11 protein-coding genes and 2 pseudogenes are annotated in these 15,809 nt (G+C 41.3%); 4 read left to right on the top strand and 9 right to left on the bottom strand.

Annotated features, from left to right (window positions below):
- Positions 1-269 precede the first annotated feature (269 nt).
- Positions 270-1,532, top strand: a complete 1,263-nt coding sequence (istA, locus tag ETC05_RS16815) for an IS21 family transposase (RefSeq protein WP_171661503.1) — start codon at positions 270-272, stop codon at positions 1,530-1,532.
- Positions 1,529-2,293 (top strand): IS21-like element helper ATPase IstB, encoded by a 765-nt coding sequence (gene istB, locus ETC05_RS16810; RefSeq protein ID WP_171661502.1) that lies wholly within the window; start codon positions 1,529-1,531, stop codon positions 2,291-2,293. The genes istA (ETC05_RS16815) and istB (ETC05_RS16810) overlap by 4 nt, the downstream gene beginning before the upstream one ends.
- Before the next feature lie 852 nt (positions 2,294-3,145).
- Here the strand turns inward: istB (ETC05_RS16810) and ETC05_RS16805 are convergent.
- The 3 genes from ETC05_RS16805 to ETC05_RS16795 form a co-directional block, all read right to left on the bottom strand.
- The gene (locus ETC05_RS16805; RefSeq protein ID WP_014196254.1) at positions 3,146-4,276 is read right to left on the bottom strand and encodes an ISL3 family transposase; all 1,131 of its coding nucleotides are present in this window, start codon (positions 4,274-4,276) and stop codon (positions 3,146-3,148) included.
- Between the two features lie 162 nt (positions 4,277-4,438).
- On the bottom strand, positions 4,439-6,577 hold the full coding sequence (locus tag ETC05_RS16800) for a heavy metal translocating P-type ATPase (RefSeq protein ID WP_171661501.1): 2,139 nt from the start codon (positions 6,575-6,577) through the stop codon (positions 4,439-4,441).
- Positions 6,570-6,938, bottom strand: coding sequence for an ArsR/SmtB family transcription factor (locus tag ETC05_RS16795; protein ID WP_011229855.1), 369 nt, complete (start codon positions 6,936-6,938; stop codon positions 6,570-6,572). Before ETC05_RS16795 ends, ETC05_RS16800 begins: the two co-directional genes overlap by 8 nt.
- A 328-nt stretch (positions 6,939-7,266) precedes the next feature.
- On the opposite strand from ETC05_RS16795, the pseudogene istA (ETC05_RS16790) reads away from it, so the two are divergent.
- Positions 7,267-8,773 (top strand): annotated as a pseudogene (gene istA, locus ETC05_RS16790) (IS21 family transposase).
- The gene (gene istB / locus ETC05_RS16785; RefSeq protein WP_020279897.1) at positions 8,770-9,522 is read left to right on the top strand and encodes an IS21-like element helper ATPase IstB; all 753 of its coding nucleotides are present in this window, start codon (positions 8,770-8,772) and stop codon (positions 9,520-9,522) included. Before istA (ETC05_RS16790) ends, istB (ETC05_RS16785) begins: the two are co-directional and overlap by 4 nt.
- Before the next feature lie 1,123 nt (positions 9,523-10,645).
- Here the strand turns inward: istB (ETC05_RS16785) and ETC05_RS16780 are convergent.
- From ETC05_RS16780 to spoIIP, 6 genes and pseudogenes are all read right to left on the bottom strand, one after another.
- A complete protein-coding gene (locus tag ETC05_RS16780) occupies positions 10,646-11,176 on the bottom strand; it encodes a DUF2269 domain-containing protein (protein WP_171661500.1) in 531 nt (176 codons plus the stop codon).
- A complete protein-coding gene (locus tag ETC05_RS16775; protein ID WP_171661497.1) occupies positions 11,173-11,394 on the bottom strand; it encodes a hypothetical protein in 222 nt (73 codons plus the stop codon). The genes ETC05_RS16780 and ETC05_RS16775 overlap by 4 nt, the downstream gene beginning before the upstream one ends.
- A gap of 85 nt (positions 11,395-11,479) precedes the next feature.
- Positions 11,480-12,334, bottom strand: a complete 855-nt coding sequence (locus ETC05_RS18255) for a HAMP domain-containing sensor histidine kinase (RefSeq protein WP_368668050.1) — start codon at positions 12,332-12,334, stop codon at positions 11,480-11,482.
- 224 nt (positions 12,335-12,558) lie between these two features.
- Positions 12,559-13,251 (bottom strand): annotated as a pseudogene (locus tag ETC05_RS16765) (response regulator transcription factor).
- Positions 13,252-13,781: 530 nt separating this feature from the next.
- Positions 13,782-15,023: a peroxiredoxin family protein gene (locus ETC05_RS16760; protein WP_253264043.1), complete on the bottom strand. Its 1,242-nt coding sequence runs from the start codon at positions 15,021-15,023 to the stop codon at positions 13,782-13,784.
- A 185-nt stretch (positions 15,024-15,208) separates the two neighbouring features.
- Positions 15,209-15,679: a stage II sporulation protein P gene (spoIIP, locus tag ETC05_RS16755; RefSeq protein WP_171661498.1), complete on the bottom strand. Its 471-nt coding sequence runs from the start codon at positions 15,677-15,679 to the stop codon at positions 15,209-15,211.
- Positions 15,680-15,809 lie beyond the last annotated feature (130 nt).

Below are 15,809 nucleotides of genomic sequence, written 5' to 3'. Positions count from 1 at the left end.
AATAATGTGCAAATGTTCGGAAATAATCTGCAAAACCTGGAATAATTCGCAAAGATTTTGCACATTATTTCCGAATCCGTCCGAAATAATTTGAAAAAGGGATTCTGAAATAATGTGCTAATTTACAATTAATAATTAAATTAGTAAAACAGAACGATAACCTTTCTTGTAAGCAACGGTGATAAAATCCCCAATAACAGCGGTTTAAAATTCCCCAAAAATAACAGATAATCGTTTCGAAACAACATCTTAGATGGAGTGGAGAAACGATGCTGAAGATAGGGGAGTTTTTTATGATTCGAGAGTTATATCAGAAAGGCTGGACTCAAACAGCGATTGCCAAAGAAACAGGATTTGATCGGAAAACCATTCGGAAGTATCTAAAGGGAGACAAGCTTCCAGAACGTAAAGCCAATGGGAAACAGAAAGCAAGTAAGCTAGATCCTTATAAAAACTATCTACTTCAACGAATACAAGAAGGTACAACGAATTGTGTTGTTCTCTTTGAGGAGATTCAAGCGATGGGATACACCGGCAAGATGACGATATTAAGAGATTTTGTTCGACCGTATCGAGAACAGCCAAAGAAACAAGCCACCTTGCGGTATGAAACACCACCGGGCAAACAAGCTCAAATGGACTGGGCCTATGTGGGGAAGTATTTGGTGGATGGTCAATACCAAGACATTTATGCTTTCGTGATGGTACTTGGTTATTCTCGAATGAAGTATGTGGAGTTTACGACCAATATGAATGTAGAAACATTAATGAAATGTCATATGAACGCATTTGCTTACTTTAACGGCATTCCTGAACAGATTCTCTATGACAATATGAAAACCGTTGTTCTGAAACATAGTCCCATCGAAATTCGATTTAACCGGACGTTCGAGGATTTTCTAGCGTATTACGGTATTGTTCCAAAAGCATGTCGGCCGAAACGTCCACAAACAAAGGGAAAAGTAGAAAGAGTGGTAAAGTATTTGAAAGATAATTTCTTTCAGAGAAAACATGAACCTACTCTCTATGCATTAAATGAAGCCGTTCGTACATGGCTGGATCAAGTGGCCAATCGAAAGCCGAATCAAACGACGAATGAACCGCCAATTCAACGTTTTGAACAGGAACAGAAGTTCCTTCAAGCATGGGGAGTCAAACCACTATTCCCGACATGTCGCTGGGAGACACGAGAGGTAAGTCGAGATTGTTTTATTTCATACAGAGGAAAAAAATATTCCGTTCCGTATCGCTATGCAGGACAGGTTGTAAAAGTGAAAGAAACTCTCGACCATCATATCGAGATTTATGATGAACAGGAGTGTATTGCCAAACATCCGATTTTGACAGGAAAAGCAACTACTCATATTCAAATGGAACATTATGAGGGCTTACATACAAAAGAAAAAGGACAGAGAATCAAAGACGTTCAAGGTTTGGCGACCAACGGCCTTTATTCTTCTGCCCCATCTCCTAAAGTAGAACAACGCCCTCTCGCTGCTTACGCAGCGTTGGAAGAAGGTGAGACTGTATGATGAACGAGCTGTTAATCGAACGCTTAAAAAAGCTGGGTTGGCACCACACAGCCCACCAACTAGATAGTTTATTAGAAGACGCTTCTAGAGATAATGTATCATATTCTGAGTTTCTAAACACTATTGTTTTACAAGAAATTGAATATCAAGAGTCTCAACAACTAGAAAAGCGAATGAAACGAGCAAAATTACCTTATATCAAAACGATTCATGACTTTGATTTTTCCTTTCAACCGAGTATCAGTGAAAAGAGAGTCAAAGAAACGCTGACCTGTCGGTTTATTGCCAACGGAGAAAATCGAATCTTACTAGGCCCACCGGGTGTTGGAAAAACGCATTTAGCGATTTCCTTTGCGGTGGAAGCCATCACTCAAGGGTATACAGCTTTATTCTTAACCGCAGACGATTTAGTGGCTGAATGCCGAAAGGCAAACGAAAAAGGGACGCTCCAGCGATTAGTGAATCGTTGGAGTCGTCCAGATGTACTCATTATTGATGAGGTAGGTTACTTTCCTTTTGATGAGCTAACGGCGAATATCTTTTTTCAAGTCGTATCGAAACGATATGAACAAGGCTCTATGATTCTCACATCGAATAAATCCTATCTCGAATGGGGGAAAGTATTCGGTGATGATGTATTAGCGACAGCGATTTTAGATCGTCTATTACATCACGCCATTACCTTTAATATCAAAGGCGATTCTTATCGTCTACGAGAAAAGAAAAAAGCAGGAGTTTATCCTGCCCAGTTGCCTAATTAACCGTTCATAATGGGGAATTTCATTTCGTTGAAATTGGGGAATTTTAAATCGTTATTGACACCTTTCTTTACAACCACAGATAATGGCATGCTATATTAATCTCTTTTTTCTTAACCACTAAGTGAATTTGGATACTCTAGAGTATGATTTCTTACTTATAACTTAGAGTAGCCGATTGTTAGGGGTAATTTTTTTATGAAAAGATTTAAACTCTTTTATAATGGTTTTAAAACCCTTGTCCATCCCAGTCCGGCTGTACGGCCTTCCACTTTTTTTAGCTTTGAATATGTCTTATTAATTTTCCACTAAAAATATCCCTCCTGAGTAAACAGTAAGAGGCATTCTTTTGACTGTCTGTGCAGAAGGGACATTATCAACCTGATATAAAAGGTGTAGAAAAAGAATAACGGGTTCGGTTCAGAAGTACAAAATCAAAAAAAACAGTACAAATAATAGCGTAATTAGCACAAAATTCGAACCAAATTTAACAAAGTAAAAGGCATATTAAAACGCTTGGGCTTATTCCAAGCGTTTTAAACTAAAATTATATTGACTTGTTAAATTAAGACTGTTACTAAAAGGTTACTACCGTACTTCAATTACAAAGGCATAACTTGAATCTCCCTTTTCCCATCTTGCTGAAACATCATACACATATACACCTTTTTCTTTTGGTAATAGTATCACATTATCATTTATTGGTGTTTAGTGCAAAATGAAAGTACAGAGTTCTGCAACAAAAAAGTGCAGAGCTTCATGGCATAAAAAAAGGCTTGCCAGCTCCTAAAATTCCCTCTACTGTTAAGGTTGTGAAGAACAAAGGTTCATCACCAAAAGATGTACTTGCACCTGTCATGAAAGTATGTTAGCTGTTTCCAGCCGAACCCGCAGTGCAAAACGCTGGATATTTCGGTATCCGTATCCCCGACGTTTCATCAGCTTGATCTTGTTATTCGTTCCCTCCATCTTCCCATTCGAATAATGGGATAAAATGCACGATATCATTTCGTCTGTTCGTTTGACGAGTGATTTTGCGATGGCACGAACAACGGAACAAGGACAAAACAAATACCGATGAATCCAAGCCTTCAAGCGTCGTTTCGCCTGTTGCTCATCTTTGCTTTTGAACACATAGCGAACATGTTGGAGCGATTGGTAAACAGACTTTAAGTAATCGCTTTCATTACACCATTCTCGTATGATTTGACGTTCCTCCTCCGTCAATTTCTCTGGGCATTGGCTCAATAAACGGCAAACGTAACGAACATTTCCGTGTTTCTTGCCTCCTTTGCCCAAATATTTGCGACAACGTTCTAACGCATCGGTAAACAGCTGAATGACATGGAAATAGTCGACGACATGTGTCGCCTCTGGGCAAACCCGTTGAATCGCTTTTTTCATCGCTGGAGCCAAGTCACTCACGACATACTGAACGGAACGAGACACATGAGCCAATGCACGCCCAATGGCTTCCTCGTTCTTTCCTGCTTCCATGGCATACACTTCTCCCGTTTCGGCATCCATGATCGCCACTCCATAGTCGTGCCCTTTTCGAAAAGCAAACTCATCGACACAAACCGCCTTTGGTTGGACGTCATTCGATAGGAAGGAAGGGGCATGGGTATAAAACCATCGTTCAACGGTCGTGTAAGGAAGCTTGAGCATACGAGCCACCGCCTGAATGGATGTTCCGATGCAAGATTGCGCGACCCATCGCTGAAAAGCATCCGTCGCCACACTTCGAGGAGAGATGGCTGGATACGACGTGCTGAACGTCACGCCACACGTGCTACAACGTCTGCGCTCGACAGGAAGTTCGATCCAAAAAATTCCGATTCGCTGAGCATAGCCATGCATCCATTGCTTCTTTTTGTCTGTCATTTTGATCGTGCGCTTCAAGCAGACAGGACATAACGGGCATTGTTCGGGTAGAGAAAGTTCGAAAATCCAACGTTCCCCTTCTTTTCGCACCTTTTGAATCAAAACATCTGGTCAATCGATGAGTTCTTTGATAAACTGAGAGTACATGCGAATTTCCCTCCATGGTTCGGTTTGGTCACCTTTACCATACAGGAAAATTCGCATTTTTTGTACCCTCTATGCACACCTACCTTAAATGATCAAGTACAACTTGTGGTGAAGAGCCTATTCTTTAACTTTTAGCAATCGCATGCTGTTTAATGTTACGATTAATGTTGCTCCCATATCGGCAAATATCGCTAACCATAGCGTTAACCAACCAGGCACAATTAACAGTAATGACAATGCCTTAATCCCTAAAGAGAAAGTAATGTTTTGCTTAATAATCGCTAAAGCTTTGCGGCTCAATTTAATCGTATATGGCAATTTGCTTAAATCATCAGACATTAAGACAATATCGGCTGTTTCTAGGGCTGTATCGGTTCCAGCACCACCCATTGCCACACCAACGGTTGAAGCTGCAAGAGCTGGTGCATCGTTCACACCATCTCCAACCATCGCCACGCTTTGATGCTTGTCACGAAGCTCTTTGATGAAATTCAGTTTATCTTCTGGAAGTAAATCGGCTTTAATATCGGAAACGCCGACTTGTTTTCCGATGGCTTCGGCTGTTCTTTGGTTATCCCCTGTCAACATTACCGTTTTTTCAATACCGACTTGATGAAGTTTTCGAATAACCTCTTTGGATGATTCTCTTATTTCGTCTGCCACGGCAATTAACGCCAGAATTTCTTTTTCCGTTCCTAACGCCATGACCGTTTTCCCTTGTGTTTGAAGGGTTGTAATTTGTTCTTTTATTTCTGATTGGATGCCATTTGGAAGAAGTTCTTCAAAAAGACCTGGACTTCCGACATAATACATTTCGTTGTTTACTTTGGCTTTGACCCCTTTACCTGTAATGGATTGGAATTCTTCAACAGATAAATCATTAAAATTCAATCCATCTTCTTCTGCTTTTCTTATAATGGCGGAAGCAAGTGGATGTTGTGAGCCTTTTTCAATGGCTGCTGTAATGGTCATTAGTTCATTTTCATTGCCATTATAAGTGACCACATCGGTGACGGAAGGAACACCTTTTGTTAATGTTCCTGTTTTATCAAAAGCGATGACTTTTAGAGATCCTGCTTCCTCTAAATAAATACCACCTTTAATTAACACACCGTTTTTCGCTGCATTTCCAATGGCAGTTACAATCGAAACAGGCGTGGAAATAACCAACGCACACGGACAACCAACCACTAATACAGCTAGACCTCGATAAATCCATTCGCTCCAATCAGCACCCATAAATAATGGAGGAATAACGGCTAGTAAAAGAGCAAAAATGATAATGGCTGGTGTATAGTATTTGGCAAAACGATCTACAAACGCTTGAGAAGGTGCTCGTTCTGCTTGAGCTTCTTCCACTAAATGGATGATTTTCGAAAGAGTTGTATCTTCCACTCGTTTTGTCACTTTTACTTCCAATAACCCTTCTTCATTCAATGTTCCTGCAAAGACTTCATCACCGACTGTTTTGGTTACTGGAACACTTTCTCCCGTAATGGCAGCCTGATTTAGCGTAGATGTACCCTTGATGACGATTCCATCCATCGCTAATTTCTGACCAGGCTTTACGATCATAATATCTCCGACTTGAATATCGTCAACAGGGACCATCATTTCTTCATTTCCGCGACGAATTAATGCTTCTTTTGGAGCAATATCCATCAACGATTCAATGGATTGACGAGCTTTATCCATGGAATAACGCTCTAAGGCTTCGCTAATGGCGAATAGAATAACAACCGTTGCACCTTCTCCCCATTCACCAATCGCTGCAGCTCCTAAAATCGCCACTGTCATCAGCGTATTCATATCAAAATTCAATCGAACTAGGTTTTTGAAACCTTTTATAAATAACGAATATCCACCGATTAAAATTGCTGCAGCATATCCAATTGTCGCAAAGATATGCTCTTCTCCGTATTGCTTCCCTAAAAACCAACTGATCACAAGCAAAACGGCGGAAATATACACTTTAATGTTCTCTTTTTGCTTCCAAAAAGGTTCACGCTTGACTGATTTTTCTTTATCTTCCCGAACCTTTAAGTTTTCAAAAGCTCCTGCTTTTTCTAATTCTTCGATGGTTGTTGTACCCCAAACGGTAATTTTAGATGCTCCAAAGTTTACTTTAGCATCTTGAACACCTGGCAATGATTTTACATTATTTTCAAACTTTGCCGCACAGTTTGCACAAGTAAATCCTTGAACACGGTAGGTTTTCGCTTCTGATTTAGATAATTTTGCTTGTTGTTCAGACACGGACTTTCACCTCTTTCTCATGTACTAACGCAATCATGATTAACTGCTTAATATGGTCATCATCCAGCGAATAAAATGCTAGCTTTCCTTCTTTTCGATACTTTACAATCCCTTGTTTATAAAGAGTCCGTAAATGATGGGAAGTGGTTGCAACAGAAGCCCCAATGATATTGGCAATATCACATACACATAACTCTTTATCTTGGCAAAGTGAATAGACAATTTTTGCCCTATTTTCATCTGCCAGTGCTTTAAACAACAGGACAACACTGGATATATCTTCTTTTTGCAATTCCCCTTGTATTCGATTGACTTTTTCTTCGTCATAACAATAAATTTCACATGTATCTTTCTTACTCATTCATTATCCCCCTTTCATATTCAAATTTCCGTTTGAATATATTATACCCCATTTCTTTTATTATTCAAATATTTATTTGAATTAAAAACAAAAAACATCCATGAGTAAGCTTTTACTCGCCACCCAAGCATGAAAATAACCGCTCATGGATTCATTATTTTCACAGAAAACTGAGAGTACATGCGAATTTCCCTCCATGGTTCGGTTTGGTCACCTTTACCATACAGGAAAATTCGCATTTTTTGTACCCTCTATGCACACCTACCTTAAATGATCAAGTACAACTTGTGGTGAAGAGCCAGAACAAAACAGTGGAGGTAAAGAAAGGATGCTAGCAATGCCTGAAATTCATCATATCAAACATTTGCGTGAAAAGAAAGGGTTATCGCTTTCCGAAATTGTCCGCAGGACGGGATTTAACTGGAGAACAGTCAAGAAATATGCGGATGGAGACATTTCGGTCAGACAAAAAATAAAGAGAAAACGGGGAATGATGGAGGAAGAAGGATACGGTCAAATCATTGATGACTGGCTGGAGGAGGACGCCAAACTGCCAAGAAAACAACAGCGGACAAGCAAGAAGATGTACGAACAATTAAAGCAGGAACATGGCTTTAAAGGGTCTTATCGAACGGTTTGCGCCTACGTTCAAAAACGAAGACCTCAGCTTAAGCTGGAGAAGGAACGGCGTTACGAGAGGCTGGAACACCCTCCGGGGGAAGCGCAGGTGGATTTCGGCACCATGTCCGTTGTGACGAAGGAAGGAAAAGAGGAAGACCGATCAATTCTGATTTTGAGCTTTCCGTACAGCAACGCCGCGTATGCGTATCCATTGCCGGCGGAAAACAGCGAATGTTTTCTTTACGGGCTCACTCAGCTGTTTCGCCAAGCCGGAGGCGTCCCGAGAAAACTGCGCATCGACAATTTGGCGGCGGCGGTGGTTTCGATTCGAAAAGGAGGCGAACGTCAATATACTGAAGCATTTGAGCGATTCCGGCTTCATTATGGGTTTGACGTACAGGCGTGCAATCCGTATAGCGGACACGAAAAAGGGAATGTCAAACGGAAAGTTTACTATACTCGTCAACACTGCTTTGTCCCTGCTCCGTTGATCGAGGGGGGATGAAGAACTGGCGGAGTGGCTGCATCGCAAGATGATCGAAGATCGAGCCCGCCCCCACTATGAAAAAGGGAGAACCATTGAGGAATTATGGCAGGAAGAACAAAAGGAGTTGCTTGTCCTGCCGGAGAGAGATCTCCCGATCTTCTCCTTCCACCACGCTAATGTCAATAAATACGGGGAAGTAACGGTGGATGGGGAGGCGTTTGTGGTTCATGGGATCCCGGTTCCCAACCGTGTCCTTGTCAAAAAGGAATGGGATCGTTTCATGGTTTTGTCCCAGGAAGGGGAGGTGTACCTGGAAGCGCCAAGGCCGTACACGAAAAAGCGACGGGAGCTCCCTTGGAAGGACATTTTGGCGGAATGGGCGCAAAAGCCCCGGGTGGTGGAGTATTCGCGGTTTCGAGTTTACTTGCCGGAGGCCATTAGGAAATACTTCATGGAACAACCGAAACAGACGGCATCACGCATTCGAGGAGTGCAGAAGCTGCTGGAGCGGTACACCGTCTATGAGATCGCCCAGTGGCTTGACAAGTATCAACGGTGGGATTTGACGCCCCATGAGATCGGGGTGTTGATGGAGGCGAAGCGTTCGGAGTATCCCGCGAAATGGGAAGAAGCCTATACCCCTTCCGTTTTAGTCGACTATGAAACCGATTTACATGTGTATGATCAACGTCTTTGTCCGTCAAGGGAAGGGGGAAGCCGGGCATGAAGATGGATTTAAAAGAGATTTGTAAAGCCCTGCATTTGGCGTACATCGCGGATCGATTCGAGGAGGTGGCCTACGAGACCAAGGAACAGTTTTTGCGTGATGTGTTGGCGTTGGAGCTGTCGTTCCGTCAGAAAGCAAAACAGGCTCGATTGATCAAGAAGGCGAAGTTCCGGGAGTTGAAATGGCTCAAAGATTATGAATGGTCGGATCAGATTCATTGGCCGACCACGACCTCGAAGGAAGAACTTTGCGACCTTCGCTTTTTGGAGCAAAAACAGAACGTCCTGCTTTTAGGTTCGCCGGGAACAGGAAAAACCCATCTCGCCACCGCATTAGGATTAAAAGCGTGTGAACGGGGCCATGAAGTTCGGTTTTTCCGTGTCGCCGATCTTGTCGCCCAGCTCGAAGAGGCGTTAAAAGACGGTACCCTCGGACGGCTCAAACGGCAAATCGACACATGCGAGCTGTTGATTTTGGACGAACTCGGCTATGTACCTTTTCAAAAGCAGGGATCGGAACTGCTGTTTCACATCATTGCCGATTGTTATGAACGAAAAAGTGTCATCGTGACATCGAATTTAGAGTTTGGACAGTGGAATCGAGTGTTTGGGGACAACCGCCTGACGGCAGCGCTGGTGGATCGTTTGGTCCATCACGCCCACATTCTCGCGTTTACGGGAGAGAGCTACCGCTTGCGGCACGCGCTTTCTGCCGTTCAGTCGCTCCCTTCTCGCTCGGTTGAAAGGTAAATTCATTGAGCCGGCAAGCCTATGTATTTTTTCTTGCAATTCTCTGCACTTTTTGCTTGCAAAAAACACATTTATTGGAACATTTTCTGTTTTTTCATTTGTAAGCCATCTATTTACTACTAATGTATTTTCTTTAGGCTCGTCTTTGAATTCTATTTTCAATTGGGAATTTGGTGGTACAACCACAGGTTTTAGTTCTTGAATTTTAATGAGTTCTGGCGGAGAACTTGTATCAACACAAACAGAATTAAGTAATCCATTCCAACAATACGAACCTTGTGTCACTTCTACCTTTTTTTCTCCAACAGTTATGGTTGGTAAAGGTGGTTTAGCACTAAATAGTCCAATAACAAAATAACCCCCAATGCCTAACACAATAAATACTAATAATGTAATTAAAAACTTTTTCATACACTTCCCCCCTCGTGGATTAATTTTCCCTTTGCTAATATTCCTACACGTTAAGCGTGCATTGGCAAGTCGAAGAATAGCTGCCCCTTCTTACCATGCTTATACAAGTTCGGAACAGTACCGCATTTGAGACAGTCAGAGGGAGGTGGAGAAGTCGTCTCCACCAAGAATCGGTAAATCATCCTCACTCTCCGTCATATCGAGAATATTTAGGTTTGGAAGATTGAGCATATTGATTGACATTATTCTGTTCCTTTCGAGTGCAGCTTCATTGTATTGGGATGGGATAACCTGCTTATCTGAATGGTGTTCGTTCTCCTAAATAAAGTGGTTAACTTCAACAAAATGAAGCCGCATTTCTACGTTAAATGCGGCTGTTTTCCAAATAAATAGGTTGTTTACTCACATAAAACTGTAAAAAAACTTTTTACCTGCTTAATGTTAATTGATTTTATGTCGGCTGTGCTGGTCACGCCGAGCAAGGGTGGGCACGCATCAATTGGGCACCAGGCGCGCTCCCATCAAGCCACATCCCCGCTCGGCGCAGACCCGGCAGGGCCGAACATCGCGACAAGCCACTAACCCCAGCTGGGACAGCGAAAAAACGAGCGAACCCCGCCGGGCGGTCCTCAGCATCGCATTGATTGCACTCCTATGCCGTCGTTACAGGACAGGGGGGCGCTCGGTCGAGGCCGAGCAGAAGTCGCTGCATCTACGGCTGCGCCCCTGCACGCTGTTCGTGCTGCTTACGCCACCCATACCGGGTCATGCCCCGCGGCTTGTACACCGATAGTATCGTGGTCACGAGCAACACCAGGAGGCCGCCCCCGGCGTGAAGGAGTTCGCCCCGCAGCGCGCCCCGCAGCCCTCCGAGATCGACACTTCCCGTCTCTGCCGCTACGCCTGCTAGGAAGCTCACTGTCTGCATGTTCAGCAGCAAGACGATGGTGGCTAGGATGGTTAGTAGGAGTTTGAAAAGGACCCAATAGTGCCGGAACACGCCCCACGGGGTGCCAAGTGACATGACAAGCCCGGTTAGCAGCGAGGCGAGGGCCAACGGGACGATGGCGAACCATCCTGTCAACTCCATCGCGATAAAGGCGGCACGCACCGTCTGAGCATCTTTGCTAGTCAGAGCGGCGACGACGATAGCTAGGAAACCAACGACCGCGCCGAGCCAGCCGACCGAGGAAGTGACATGCGCGGTGAGCGCGAACTTGCGGAGGCCGTGTGTCATGGTCATGGCTGTTTCACTCCTTGTTCTATGCCGTTGGAGGACGGTATGTGGCGACCAGGTCCGTGTTTACCACCGCCGATGAACATCATGATGACAAACAGCAGGACCAGGACGCTCGCGATGATCCCAGACACCTTCACCCAGCGTGGTGTGCTGGTGGTCGATCCGTGGCCGGGCATGTGCGTGTCCTCCTCTGTCATGCGTCGCAATAATAATTTTCTCATTGAGATATCCTCCTCTTTGTTTTCATGATCTCTTAGTGCAAAATCCAGTATAGCAATGTTTTATGAACAGAAGATGAACGGAGAATCACTCTTTTTCAGGTTTTTTAGACATGTTCGGAGCTATAGGGAGCGTAAAAGTAAAGACTGACCCATTTCCCACTTCACTCTTCACGTAAATGGGGCTTTGATGGAGATCTAATATGTGCTTAACAATGGACAAGCCGAGCCCTGTACCTGCCTTTTTAGTTCGGGCTCTATCCGCTTTATAAAACCGTTCCCAAATAGATTCAATGTCCTCTTGCCTGATTCCCGGTCCATAATCTCGAATAGAAACTACCGCTTGTTCTTCTTTTTTCAAAATCACTTCAACAGAACTATCGGGTGAGGAAAATTGTACGGCATTTTGAATCAAATTGACGATCACTTGATCAATCCGATCCGGATCGGCAAATACGTGGATGTCTTGTGCTTCTTCAGATATCAATTCCACATTGACCTGTTTTTTCACAAATTCAGGTTCCATGCGAGCCACGACTTGGCGAACCAGCTCCGACAAATTAAAGATAACAGGCCGGATTTCCAACTGCCCCGCTTCTATTCGGGCCATATCGAGAAGATCATTGACCAGCTTAATCATTCGTTCGGTTTGTTCTTTCATGATCGTAAGATAATGGCGCTTTCGTTCGTTGGGGATCGCATCATCCAGAAACGCCCTGACAAATCCATGAATCGAAGTAAGAGGAGATCGTAAATCGTGGGAAACATTGGCAACAAAATCCTTTCTCATCTGATCCAAGCCGGCCAACTCCTTAGCCATATAATTGAACGTCTCCCCCAATTCTCCCAGCTCATCACCCGTCTTAATTTTGACTCTTTGATCAAATTGTCCCCTAGCGATATGGAGAGCAACCCGATTCATTTCCCGAAGTGGGGCGGTAATTCTTTTAGAAAGTTAGTAGGCAAATAAGCCTGTAATGGTAATAGAAATAATAGAGACCAATACAAACAAGTACATTATTTGGTTAAAATCTCTTTCAAATCCATGAATATTAGTCAGATTATTCTGAAACAACAAATAGGAAGTAATAGCAAAAACGAAATGCGATACAAATAATATGACGATATACGTGATAAACAGCTTTAAAAAAATACTTTTTATTCTAATCACTGGTCATTCACCTCAAATTTATATCCAACTCCTCTTATGGTTTTCACCTTCCAATAAGGATTAGAATCCCCCAATTTTTCTCGAATCCTTTTAATATGCACATCGACTGTTCTTGGATCTCCCTCAAAATCCAAACCTCATATTTGATCCAACAACTGCTGACGTGTGAACACTTGATTTGAATGTTTGGCAAGAAAATACAGCAACTCCATTTCCTTGGGCGGTAACACAATCTCACGTTTATCACAGGTCACCTTGTATTGTTTAAGATTAATCTTCAACAAGGGAAGTTCAATGATCTCATTTGCATCTAACATCGGATTAGCTCGCCGCAGTACCGCTTTTATCCTCGCCATCAGTTCGTTCGGATCAAAAGGTTTCACCAAGTAATCATCCGTTCCTAGGTCGAAACCTTTAAGTTTATCGCAGTTTTCGCCTTTCCCGGTCAACATGATAATGGGAGTATTATCAAATCTCCTTATTTCCTTGCAAACTTCCCAACCGTCCATTTCAGGCATCATAATATCCAGAATGACAAGATCAGGAGGGTTTTCATAAAACATTTCTAATCCTTCCATTCCATTGTTTGCAACGTTAACTATATACCCGCTTTTTTCTGCGTATAAAGTGATCAACTCACAAATATAAGGATCATCTTCAATAACTAGAACTTTAACTTGCTTGTTCATTCATCGGCCCCCCTCATAATTCATTTACATCTTATATTAGCATCTTTTTATGAACAGAAAGTGAACCTTGTGTCTAACTTTTCTGTCATAAAAACAAACGAATAGAGAATTAGCAAGTGGATAGAGACAAGCAAATAGCTGAAAACATTGATTGTTTTGGTATTTTTGACAATCCCCATAGGCTAACTGTTTTTGGCAATTAAAAAATGTACTAAATGGCAAATAAGAGTATGCGGTTGATTAAATATTAACTCATACGCCACGTTACTTGACATGGAGCCTCTGCGGTCATGATTCTACGCAAAGGGGCAAAGCTGGATGGTTTTGCAGGCAAAAAAGCCTATCATGACCGCCACTCCATATCAAGTTATAATTATGCAGAAATAGATGCATACGCTTAATTGCCAAACTGTACATTTTCTGATTGCCACTAACAGGCTAACTCCTAATCTATTTGAGATTTATATTATTATAATAAATTTTTTATTTGTAAAACCTGTTTATTAGCAACAATATTTACGAAAAGAGCGTTATTTAATACTAGAGATGAAGTTATCCATAGTTTCATAAGACATAGGACCTACATGTTTCTCTCTGATAATTCCATTTTTATCAATGATATACGAAGTGGGAATTGTTATTATACCGTATAGATTTCCAATCTTTCCTTGCTTATCAAGCAGGATGTTAAACGTCATGCCTTTATCCCTCACAAAATCCTTCACCGTATCAGGACTGCTTTCGCTATTCGTTAAGTTGACTGCCAAAATCTCTACATTGTTATTTTTATTGTTTTCATAGAACCTTTGCATTTCGGGAATTTCAGCTCTACAAGGAGGACACCAAGTAGCCCAAAAATTCAATATAACCGTCTTTCCACGCAAGTCAGACAACTTCACTTTATTTCCCGTAATTGAAAGTAATTCAAAGTCTGGGGCAACTTGTCCTTTATTAGTCCCGATTTTGCCAGAATCTAATGAGGTAGACATAACTGTTTTAGGGGATTCTATTCTCCCTGTTTCCTTTTGATTGGTAAGCATAGGGGTTATGGCAAGACTTAAAATTATACCACCTAAAATTATATTATTTGTTGCATTTCTCCATCCCTTTTCCTTGTCCTTAGTGGTCTCTTCTCTTCCTTGTCTCTCTGACCAGTATGAAATACATAAAAAGATAATAATTAAAAAGACATATAACAATACTTCTTTTGATATTATCTCAGCATGTACAAAATTGTTTTTATATAGGGCTAGTTCCAATTGAATTAAATGAAACCATATAAGAAGTTGTAACAAAGTGTTTTGGGTTTTGATTCGTGAGGCTGCTATAAAAAAACAAGCAGCTACTATTGCTTGCAAAATTATTAGATAGTTCTGAGGGTCTTCACTTACGTGTATCCATACAAAAGTACTAAAATACCCAAAATATACTGGAACCGCTGCCCGTGTGTAAGAAACCAAAGAAATATTCTGTTTTTTGATAGATAACCAAGTATAGATAGTTATAAAAATAATCCCAATACCAATTCCGACATATCCCCCGTTAAAATAAATTATAGTCATAGGATTTTGTAAAACTGAATTAGGGTGTAAAACGACATAGCTAAATTTCCAAATTAGTACTCCATTAATAAAACTATTAAAAATTAAATCCATGATGTTTCGTTCTATTTTTAATATCCTAATACCATAATAAAACATCACATAGCTAATTAATAAGCCGCTTATTAGTAAAAGATTTTCACCTTGAACTATAATACTACCAAATTGCAATACGCATCCCTCCCCAATTTCATGTGATTTATTTATTTGATTTATTTATTATAAATAAAAAATATGAATTTATTATGGAGAAACATATTAAAATTTCTTAGCTAGTTGTTCTAAAGACTGAAGTTTGTCAACTTTGTCATCAAAGTGAAAGTGTCGAATCCTCGACACTTTATTTTTTATATTATTTAGGATTTAGGAGTATTCGATACCTTCGTAGCATCCCAATAATATTGACTTAAAACTTCTCCCAATGCATCTGCCGTTCTATATAACTCATCCATCGTATTTTCAATGCCTCCTATTTCAATAATGACAGAATTAGGAGATAAATCTTGGTTATAAACTCCATTTCCTGAATGGCTATCCTTTTCAATAATCCCTCTTGACAGTCCCGGATAAGATTTTTCTATTTCGGTGTTAATCTTTTGTGCAAAAGCTAAATTTTTCTCATAATTTTTATTTTCCTTACCTACAATAAAAAATAATCTGGCGTACGTTTTTCCGTTTATAGTTATTGTTGTTATTTTTCTTGGCTGTGAATCACGATGAATATCCAAAAAATAGCTAAGATCCCTATTAGATCTTTTCGCAGACGCAACAATTTCTCTGGAGATTTCGTAGGAGCTAGAATAATCTAAATTTCTTTTCTTTAACATGGCTGTAAATTATCACTTTATTTCCGCACAAAAAAGACTCTTTTTTGCACATTCCTTCGGAATATCCCTCTCCCCCTTTCCGAAAGAATGTGCTAAATTTTTTGTGAATTATTTCGGAATGGGACATGGG

The sequence above is a fragment of the Geobacillus sp. BMUD genome, assembly GCF_013096845.1.
Classification (GTDB): Bacteria; Bacillota; Bacilli; order Bacillales; family Anoxybacillaceae; genus Geobacillus; species Geobacillus vulcani.
Note: the sequence above shows the minus strand (reverse complement) of the source record. Positions and strands in the feature narration are given on the sequence as shown.